This is a genomic window from Arthrobacter sp. BL-252-APC-1A, assembly GCF_009696625.1.
Taxonomy (GTDB): domain Bacteria; phylum Actinomycetota; class Actinomycetes; order Actinomycetales; family Micrococcaceae; genus Arthrobacter_B.
Genome location: NZ_VULS01000021.1, coordinates 1 through 8807, shown reverse-complemented (window position 1 = coordinate 8807; position 8807 = coordinate 1). Strand labels below are relative to the sequence as shown.

Genomic DNA, 8807 nt, shown 5'->3' with positions numbered 1-8807 from the left:
GAACGATCTGGACCGCATCGCCGCAAAGCTCAACCGCAGACCCAGACCAACCCTGGACATGGATACCCCAGCCAACCGGCTGAACATGCTGCTGCAACCGGCAGCCTAACCCCCCAGCGTTGCACCCACCACTTGACTTAGCCGCCGTGAAAAGAGCCGCAACTGGCCTCTCGGCGGGCGCTACGGGCGGGCGGGGCGGCGTCGTAGGCTGCTGCCGTCCACAGGTGGAACAGGGCGTAGGCCCGCCATGGCTGCCAGGGATCGGCGAGGGCTGCGGCTTCCCGTGCTGTCCCGACGCCGAGGGCCCGCCTCAGCACCAGGTCACCGGGAACAAAGGCGTTCCGGTCTCCGACCGCCCGGACCGCCAAATAGTCCACCGTCCACGGCCCAATGCCGGGCAGCGCCAGCAGCGCATCCCGGGTCCCTGCATCGAATCCGGGCCCGGGCCGGATCTCCAGGCCCTCAGCTACCGCGGCGGCCAGGGCTGTGATGGTGCGTGCCCGTGAGCCGGTAATCCGCACAGCTGCCTGCAGGTCCCCTGCCCCCACCTCGGCAAGGGTTTGCGCGGGCGGGAAGAGGAAAAATCCGTCGGTGCCGGGAATGCCAAAGGCAGCGACCAGCCGGGCCCCGAAGGTCCGGGCGGCGGCGAGTGAAACCTGCTGTCCCAGAACAGTGAGGACCGCCGTCTCGAAGCCGTTCACGGAGCCGGGGATCCGGAGTCCCGGGCGGGCACGCACCAGTGGTTCCAGCAGCGGAAAGCCGGAGAGGAAACGGTCGACGGCGGCGGCCGGCGCATCGAGGTCCAGCCAGCTCCGCACCCGGGCCAGCACCTCGGCGTCGTCCGCTCCGGTCCCGCCGGTTAGTTCAACGACCACACTGTCCGGAGGGCCAAACCCGATTTTCGCCAGCACGGGACCGCCGGGAGCGGGCAGCAACCGGGACAGCCGGGCGCCGGAGGAGTCCAGCTGCAGCGTTTCCAGGCCCGGAACCGCGTGCGCGGCCAGGCTTCGCGCCAGCGGGAGCCACGGGAACGGAGCAGCCACGGAAACGCGGTGGGTCCTGTCCACGGACAGCCCGGTCACTCGAGCCCGGTCATGCGCAGCGTGATGTTTATCCGCCCGGAGTCCAGCCCTGACGCAGGGTCCGCCGTGCCCGCAAGGGTCCGGGGAACGCCGTGGTAAGCGAAGCGGGACGGTCCCCCAAAGACAAACAAATCCCCTGTCGCCAGCTCCAGGTCGGTGTAGGGCTTGTTGCGCGTTTGTGTATTCCCGAATCGGAATATACAGGTGTCCCCGATGCTGAAGGACACCACCGGCGCACTGGAGCGTTCATCCTTGTCCTGGTGCATGCCCATGTGGGCTCCGTGGGCATAGAAGTTAATCAGTGCCGTGTCCGGTGTGTATTCGCCGGGTTGGATGATCTCCGGTGCGTAGCCGGCTTCCCCCTGGGTGAAGTACGCGGCACGGATGGCATCCCGTCCCAGTTCCACCATCCACTCCGGAACCTCGGCCACCCGTCCGCCGCCGGCGTCATCGGCGGTGCGGGTGTACTTGTACGGCTGCCAGTGCCAGCCCAGGCACACTGTCTGCACGGACATCCTGTGTCCCCCGGGCAGCACGGCAGAGCGCATGGGGACCGGACCGACGGCCCACCGCCTGCAGGCCTCGACGATTTCCTGCTGGCGGCCGGTATCCAGCCAGCCGGGTACGTGCACGGCCCCGACTGAAGGCGTTGACCTCTCCCGCTGAAACAGCTGTCCGGTCATGCCGCGGCCTCCATCTCCAGGAGCGTTGCCTTGGCGCCGCTGCCGCCAAGGTAGTTGCCGATCTTCCCGTCCGAACGCACCACGCGGTGGCAGGGCACAACCACCGGCAGGGGGTTTCGCGCACAGGCCGTGCCCGCGGCCCGGACCGCCCCGGGGCTGCCCGACAGTGCAGCGAGTCCCGCATAGCTGACCGTGGATCCGTAGCCAACATCCCTCAGGTGCTCGACGACGGTTCGCCGGAAACCGGTTGCCAGCCGAAGGTCCAGCGGCAGGTCGAACCGCTTCCGGGTTCCGGCGAAGTACTCCCGGAGCTGGCGGACCGGATCGGCCAGGCGTTCCGGCGCTTCAAGGATGCGCGGACTGATGCGGTTGGCCAGCTGGGCCAGCACGGCGTCGTGCCCTTCCACTCCGAACGCCACGCGGACCAGCCCCTCGGGGGTTGCAGCCAGCAGCAGCTCCCCCACCGGCGATCCGGTCACGGTGTAGGCAACATCCAGCAGGTTCTCTTTGGCGGCGGCAGCGGCCAGCCGGGAGTGCAGGTCCGCCAGCGCTGCGTCTTCACCGCCACCCAGCGCCGTTTCAAGGGTTTCAGTGGTCATCGCAGGTCCTCCGCGTCCAGGGTTCGAAGTTTCTTCATGCCATCAGCCGCCGCCCGGCGGACAGCAGTCTCAGTGCTCTCCAGCAGCACCGCCACCTGCGCAAAGGGCATTCCGGCGAGGTGGTGATACGCCAGGGCTTCGCGCTGGCGCTGCGGCAGCATCCGCAGTGCCGCCCACAGGCCGTCATGCTCTCCGGGTGGAGCTTCTGTCCGTGAGGGTTCGGGCAGGTCCGGCACCGGCACCGGCAGCCGGACTGCTGAGCGGTGGACGTCGATTGCCTTGCGCTTTGCGATCGTGACCAGCCAGGCCTGCACGTTCGCGTCCGAATCCAGGGACGGGTAGGCCCGCAGTGCCGCCAGGAACGTGTCCGACCACGCGTCGTCGGCGTCGTCAGGGCCCAGCACGGCGCGGCAGACACGCAGCACAACTGCGCCGTGTTCCCTGACGATCGCTTCGAACGGTTTCACTTCCACATACTGTAGACGCGCGGCCGGGGCGTTTTGTGAGCCGGGCGCTGAGCTTCAGCAGCAGGTTTAGGCTCAGCTCCATCCAAAAGACGGCCCCGGCGCGGCTCCCGGCTGCGGCCCGTCACCGTTCGCGCTGAAGCCGGCCGACGGATCGGCTCCGCCCAGCAATGAGCGGGTCATCGCTTCCCGCTGTCCGGAAAGGTCCTGTGCGGCCGCCAGCAGATGCGCATCCGCCGGTTCCTCACCGGCCTCGGCTGCAGCCAGGATCGCCCGGCGCACCAGCTCCCGGGCGAACGACGCCGTTGCCCCCTTCGCGTCCTCGGCCACCGATGCGAGCGCCTCGGCAGAGAAGACCCCCCGCGGGGAGTAAAGCTGCATCAGCTTCACGCGGTCGGCGGAGTCCGGCAGCGGGATTTCGACGGCGAGGTCCACCCTGCCTGGCCGCTGGGCCAGGGCGCGCTCAAGGACGTCCACGCGGTTGGTGGTCATGATGAAGGCTATGTCGGCGTCGGCGTCCAGTCCGTCCAGGGCATCGAGGACGGAGAACAGCAGCGGCTGGGGTCCGTGACCCATACTTCGGTCTTCGGCCACCAGGTCGATGTCCTCCAGCACCACCAGGGACGGGGCCATTGCCCGGGCCAGGCTCGCTGCCTGCGCAATGGCACCGAGGGCCGCACCGGTCAGCAGTACCGCCGTCGTTCCCGGGCTTTCGCTGAGCAGGTGCCGGACTGTGTGCGTTTTCCCCGTCCCGGGCGGTCCATAGAGCAGGACTCCGCGTTTGAGGTGCTGGCCGGCTGCCTGCAGCCGGCTGCGGTGTCCGGCGATGCCGAGGACGTGGCTGCGGACGCGGTCCAGCACGCCGTCGGGCAGGATCACCTCGTCCCGCGGAAGGGACGGGCGCTGAAGGAAGGTGACGCCCGCACCGCCACGGCCGTAGGGGTCAAAACCGAGCGAAATGACCTGTCCGCGCAGGATGCTGTTAGCGCGGAGGTCCTCCTGGACCGCCGCGAGGACAGCCGCAGCAGCAGGCCGTTCGGCTGCCATTACCGCCAGCTGCACGTCAGGGCTGCCGGTCTGCTGGTCTCCGTTCCGCTGCATCACCGCCACGGGGACGCCGCGGTGGCGGAAGAGCAGGATTCCCCAGGCCACGGCCTCACGGCTAGCTTCCGGGCCGACGGCAATATTGATGAAGTCCGGCTGGCCCACCGGGATAAAGCCGTAGCCTTCCTCCTGAACGACATCGGCGAGTCCCAGGTGCTGGCGCTGCTGACCTCCGCCCAGACCAATTAGAGTGCTGTCCGGGTCCGCGGCCGCGAGCTTCTCAAGCGCAATGTCCACGTCGGCGAAACGGTGGAACGGGATGACCTCAGCCACGATCGGTACGTCGTGGGCGGGCATCCCCAGATGGCGGCTGATGACTTCCCGCAGCGGTTCCCGGTCCGAGGACCGGGAACCCTGCTGCTGGGCCAGCTCGACGGCGGTGCTGAAGCTGGCCAGGAACTCCGCAAGATTCTTCTCCATGCGCGCCGAGACTATCAGCGAACCGGCCGGGTTCCGGGATATTTAGCCGGCTGTCCCCAGCGCCGCCTGCCGCAGGTCTGCCTTGCGGATCTTCCCGCTGGCAGTTGTGGGCAGGGCATCCCGGAATTCAACTGATTTCGGGACCTTGTAGCGGGCAAGCTTTCCCTCAAGGTGCGCCAGCACCGCCGCCTCATCGAGCTCGGCATCTTCTGCGCGAACCACTACGGCATGCGGAACCTCGCCCCAGCGTTCGTCCGGAACTCCGATTACGGCAACGGCAGAGACTTCCCGCAGCTCCATGATCAGCTGTTCCACCTGGGCCGGGTAGATGTTTTCCCCGCCGGAAATGATCATGTCCTTGATCCGGTCGGAGATGTAGAGGAATCCGTCCTGGTCGAAGTAGCCCATGTCCCCGGAGTTGAACCAGTCGCCGTCGGAAAACGCCGTCAGGGTGGCGTCCGGACGGTTCCAGTATTCGCGGATGACGTTCCCTCCGCGGATCTGGATCTCTCCCACTTCCCCCGGTGCTGCCGGCGTTCCCCCGCTGCCGGCTATCCGGACATTGGTGAAGAAGTGCGGCAGTCCGGCGGAGCCCGCCTTGGCCCTTGAATACCTCGCCGGCAGGGCAGTTGCCCCTGGGGACGTCTCTGTCATTCCATAGCCGCCGGAGAAGGACAGCCCGCGCTCTTCGTACGCATCGAGCACACGTGCTGGAACAGGTGACCCGCCGCAGGTGAGCATCCGGAGGCTGGAAAGGTCCGTCGATTCCCAGGCCGGGTGTTCTGCCAGCATCTGGTACGTGGTGGGCACCCCGGAGAGTGAGGTGATCCGGTGTTCCTCAATGGCGGCGAGGGTAGCTCCGGGCTCGAACCTGCTGTGGAGGACCAGCTTTCCTCCCTTGAGCAGGACCGGCAGCGCACCCATCCCCAGTGAGGCGACGTGGAACATCGGAGCGATCATCAGGGCCGCCGTCTCGGAGCTCACGTCATAGTCGACCAGTACGTTGATGCTGTTCCACGTCATGTTCCCGTGGGTCAGCAGTGCACCCTTGGGATTCCCGGTGGTGCCGGACGTGTAGAGGATGATTGCCGGATCCTCGAGCGAAACCGGTTCGTCCCTTGATTCGCCGGCGGCGCCCTGCAACACCTCCTCGTACGGCTCAGCCGCCGGACCTCCGGCTGGAGCAGCCGTCTCTGCCTGGTGCACCCCGGCCTTCTGCCCTGACTCCGCGGCGACCATCAGCCGGTGCTGCACCGGACTTTCGGTACAGCCGAGGACGGCAAGTCCGTCCAGCTCCTCGGCGTGGATCAGTACGGTACTGCCCGAGTCCTGCAGGGCGAACCTGACTTCCGGCGGGGCGAGCCGGGTGTTGAGAGGTACGAACACAGCACCCAGGGACCCCGCAGCAAACAGCGACTCAAGGAACGCCGGGTGGTTGTTTGCCCAGGTAGGCGACCCGGCTCCCGGCTGAAACGCCGCGGGCTGCCAGTGCGCCGGCCAGCCGGTCTATCCGCTCGGCCAGCTGGTCGTACGTCAGCTCAATTCCGGCCCCGGCCACAGCCGCAACACCGGCCGACTTCACCCGGCGGCGGTGGATCCAGGATCCCAGTCCCTCGTTTCGCATCTGCTCGCTCCCTTTCCGGGCGTCCGGTTAGGCGTAGAAACGGGCCAGGAATTCGGCGACGACGGCGGGACGCTCTTCGCCCTCGATCTCGATCGTGTTCGACGTCTTGATCTGCACGCCGCCCTTGACCTCGGTGACCTCTGCGATCACCGAGTGCAGCCGGACCTTGGAGCCCACCTTCACCGGGTTGGTGAACCGGACCCGGTCCAGGCCGTAATTGACCTTGGTCTTCACACCGTCCACGTCAAAGAGTGCACTCCACAGCGGGATGATCAGGGACAGGGTCAGGAACCCGTGGGCGATCGGCGCACCGAAGGGGCCGTCCTTGGCCTTCTCCGGATCGGTATGGATCCACTGGTGGTCATCCGTGGCGTCGGCAAAGGTGTTGATCTGGTCCTGGGTGATCTCGACGTAATCGGTGTAGCCCAGGTCCTTGCCGGCCAGCGAGGGCAGTTCTTCGAGGGTGACAACGGTAGCGCTCATGTTCTTTTTCCTTAGGTTTGCAGGGAATGAATGGGTTAGCGGAAAGCGCCGGTGCCGGCGATCGAGCGCCCGACAATCAGGGCGTTGATGTCGTGGGTGCCTTCGTAGGAATAGACGGCCTCGGCGTCGGCATGGAAACGGGCGACGCCGGTGTCCAGCGTGATCCCGTTGCCTCCGACGACTTCGCGTGCCAGGGCCACGGTCTCCCGGAGGGAAGTACAGGTGAACATCTTGGCCAGCGCGGAATCCTCGTCGCGGAAGATGCCCTCTTCCTGGCGCTGGGTCAGCCGGACAACCATCCCGAGGGACGCCGTCAGGTTGGCCAGCATGGTGGCGAGCTTCTGCTGCGTGAGCTGGAAGGACGCCAGCGGCCGGCCAAACTGTTCCCGTTCCAGGGTGTAGCGGACGGCAGCCTCATAGGCCCCCGCCTGCATGCCGGCGGCTATCCAGGCAACGTCGGAGCGCAGCCGCCGCATCAGTGCCGCAACGTCCTTGAACGAGTTGATGTTCGCGAGCCGTGCCGAGACCGGGACACGGACCGAGCGCAGTTCAATGTCGGCGTTCTGCATCATCCGCAGGGAGGTCTTGCGCAGGATCTTCGTCAGGGTCACGCCCTCCGCCTCACGCGGCACGAGGAACGCCTTTACCTGGCCGTCCGCTTCGTCCCGGGCGAAGACGGCGAGCACGTCCGCCGTGGCGGCGCCGCCGATCCAGCGCTTGGCGCCGTCGATGATCCAGCTGTCCCCATCGCGTCTGGCAGAGGTCGCCAGGCCGCCGGCAATATCCGATCCGTGCTCCGGTTCAGTCAGCGCGAAAACGCCCGTGAACTCGAAGGAACGGATCAGCGGATCCAGTTCGGCTGCCTGCTCGGCGCTGCCGCCATGCAGCACGGTCGACCGGAACAGCCCGGACTGCGCGTTGTAGAACGTCGCCACAGAGGCATCCGTTCGGGCCAGCTCAAAGTTCCGAAATCCGCCGTACAGGCCGGACGTGCGCCCCTGGCTGTCCGCGACGCCGTCGGGCGCCATCAGGTTCAGATCCACCAGGGGCTGCCGGATTTGGTACGGGAACTCACCGGCTTCCCAGTAATCCGCCAGCAGGGGTGCCACCTCTGCGTCCAGCACGGCCCGCAGCTTGCCAAGGACCTCCTGCTCGGCAGCGCTGAGCAGATCGGAGTAGCCGTAGCGGTCGGCGGAGTACAGGGTTTCTGCGGCGCTCATGAGCCCAGGCCCAGCAGGCGGACGGCGTTTTCCTTCATGATCTTGGGACGCACCTCGTCCTTCAGTGGCAGGTCCGCGAACGCACTCATCCACTTCTGCGGAGTGATCAAGGGGTAGTCGGTGCCGAAGAGCACCTTGTCCTGCAGGACGGAGTTGGAGAGCTTAACCAGTGACTCCGGGAAGTACTTGGGTGACCAGCCGGACAGGTCAATAAGAACATTCGATTTATGGGTGGCGATCGAGTTGGCTTCGTCCTGCCACGGCACGGACGGGTGCGCCATGATGATCTGGAATGCGGGGAAATCCGCGGCCACCTCATCCAGCAGCAGCGGGTTGGAGTACCCCAGCTTGATTCCGGATCCGCCGGGAGTGCCGGCACCCATACCGTTCTGGCCGGTATGGAAGACCGCCGGCAGGCCAAGCTGCTCCAACGCCTCCCACAGCGGGTAATAGCGCTCGTCCGAGGGATTGAAGCCCTGCAGGCTGGGGTGGAACTTAAACCCACGGACCCCGTAGTCCTCGGCCAGCTCCTTCGCCCGGTCGATGGCATCAGCGCCGGTGAGGGGATCGACAGATCCAAACGGGATCAGCACGTCGTTGTTCCGGGCCGCGCCCTCCGCGATGTCCTCGATGCTGTTCGGTTCGTGCTTCAACCGGGTCCGGGCGTCCACCGTGAAAACCACGGCGGCCATGTTCAGCTCACGGTAGGTCGCCGCGATCGCGTCCAGCGACGGCGTCCGCTCCTCCGCCTTGAAGTACTTGCTCGAGGCGTCCATCAGTTCCTGGGGCAGCGAAACGTGGCCATGACCGTCAATTTCGATATGCACATGCATGTCGATCGCGGTCAGCGAGGCAACGTCCAGGCCCAGCTCGTAGCGGGTGGGTGCCATGACTATTTGGCTCCGGCGGTCTGGGGCTGGAGTTCTTCGGGCAGGGGCGGGAACTTCTCTCCCACGCTCTGCTGCTTCCCGGCGAACGGGAAAGCTGCGGCGAGCTCCTCATAGGACCAGCCGCCGTCCCGGTACTCCGACTCCACAGCCTCGGGATGGGACCACAGCTGCAGCCGGTCACCACCCACACCAATGGCCTGCCCGGTAATCCCGGCAGCCTCCTCCGAGGCCAGGAACG

General features: G+C 66.6%; 8 protein-coding genes and 2 pseudogenes. All 10 read right to left on the bottom strand.

The window, feature by feature from the left end; genetic code table 11:
• Window positions 1-137: 137 nt before the first annotated feature.
• Window positions 138-1082 (bottom strand): DNA-3-methyladenine glycosylase family protein, encoded by a 945-nt coding sequence (locus tag FYJ28_RS16915; RefSeq protein ID WP_326831800.1) that lies wholly within the window; start codon window positions 1080-1082, stop codon window positions 138-140.
• Window positions 1079-1765: an alpha-ketoglutarate-dependent dioxygenase AlkB family protein gene (locus tag FYJ28_RS16910; RefSeq protein ID WP_154580169.1), complete on the bottom strand. Its 687-nt coding sequence runs from the start codon at window positions 1763-1765 to the stop codon at window positions 1079-1081. Before FYJ28_RS16910 ends, FYJ28_RS16915 begins: the two co-directional genes overlap by 4 nt.
• Window positions 1762-2364, bottom strand: a complete 603-nt coding sequence (locus FYJ28_RS16905) for a methylated-DNA--[protein]-cysteine S-methyltransferase (protein ID WP_154580168.1) — start codon at window positions 2362-2364, stop codon at window positions 1762-1764. Before FYJ28_RS16905 ends, FYJ28_RS16910 begins: the two co-directional genes overlap by 4 nt.
• Complete coding sequence (locus tag FYJ28_RS16900; RefSeq protein ID WP_442778597.1) at window positions 2361-2831, bottom strand: RNA polymerase sigma factor; 471 nt, start codon at window positions 2829-2831, stop codon at window positions 2361-2363. Before FYJ28_RS16900 ends, FYJ28_RS16905 begins: the two co-directional genes overlap by 4 nt.
• Window positions 2832-2903: 72 nt before the next feature.
• Window positions 2904-4352: an AAA family ATPase gene (locus tag FYJ28_RS16895; RefSeq protein ID WP_055242347.1), complete on the bottom strand. Its 1449-nt coding sequence runs from the start codon at window positions 4350-4352 to the stop codon at window positions 2904-2906.
• Between the two features lie 42 nt (window positions 4353-4394).
• A pseudogene (locus FYJ28_RS16890) lies at window positions 4395-5976 on the bottom strand (acyl-CoA synthetase).
• A gap of 27 nt (window positions 5977-6003) precedes the next feature.
• Window positions 6004-6459: a MaoC family dehydratase gene (locus tag FYJ28_RS16885; protein WP_154580167.1), complete on the bottom strand. Its 456-nt coding sequence runs from the start codon at window positions 6457-6459 to the stop codon at window positions 6004-6006.
• A 35-nt stretch (window positions 6460-6494) separates the two neighbouring features.
• A complete protein-coding gene (locus tag FYJ28_RS16880; protein ID WP_154580166.1) occupies window positions 6495-7679 on the bottom strand; it encodes an acyl-CoA dehydrogenase family protein in 1185 nt (394 codons plus the stop codon).
• Window positions 7676-8569, bottom strand: coding sequence for an amidohydrolase family protein (locus FYJ28_RS16875; protein WP_154580165.1), 894 nt, complete (start codon window positions 8567-8569; stop codon window positions 7676-7678). The genes FYJ28_RS16880 and FYJ28_RS16875 overlap by 4 nt, the downstream gene beginning before the upstream one ends.
• A gap of 2 nt (window positions 8570-8571) precedes the next feature.
• Window positions 8572-8807: pseudogene (locus tag FYJ28_RS17180) on the bottom strand (dehydrogenase); the annotation flags it as partial.

What these genes read in the sequence shown, in the direction of transcription:
- FYJ28_RS16905 (WP_154580168.1), bottom strand. Translation starts at nt 2,364, where the DNA reads ATGACCACTGAAACCCTTGAAACGGCGCTGGGTGGCGGTGAAGACGCA.
- FYJ28_RS16885 (WP_154580167.1), bottom strand. Translation starts at nt 6,459, where the DNA reads ATGAGCGCTACCGTTGTCACCCTCGAAGAACTGCCCTCGCTGGCCGGC.
- FYJ28_RS16895 (WP_055242347.1), bottom strand. Translation starts at nt 4,352, where the DNA reads ATGGAGAAGAATCTTGCGGAGTTCCTGGCCAGCTTCAGCACCGCCGTC.
- FYJ28_RS16910 (WP_154580169.1), bottom strand. Translation starts at nt 1,765, where the DNA reads ATGACCGGACAGCTGTTTCAGCGGGAGAGGTCAACGCCTTCAGTCGGG.
- FYJ28_RS16880 (WP_154580166.1), bottom strand. Translation starts at nt 7,679, where the DNA reads ATGAGCGCCGCAGAAACCCTGTACTCCGCCGACCGCTACGGCTACTCC.
- FYJ28_RS16875 (WP_154580165.1), bottom strand. Translation starts at nt 8,569, where the DNA reads ATGGCACCCACCCGCTACGAGCTGGGCCTGGACGTTGCCTCGCTGACC.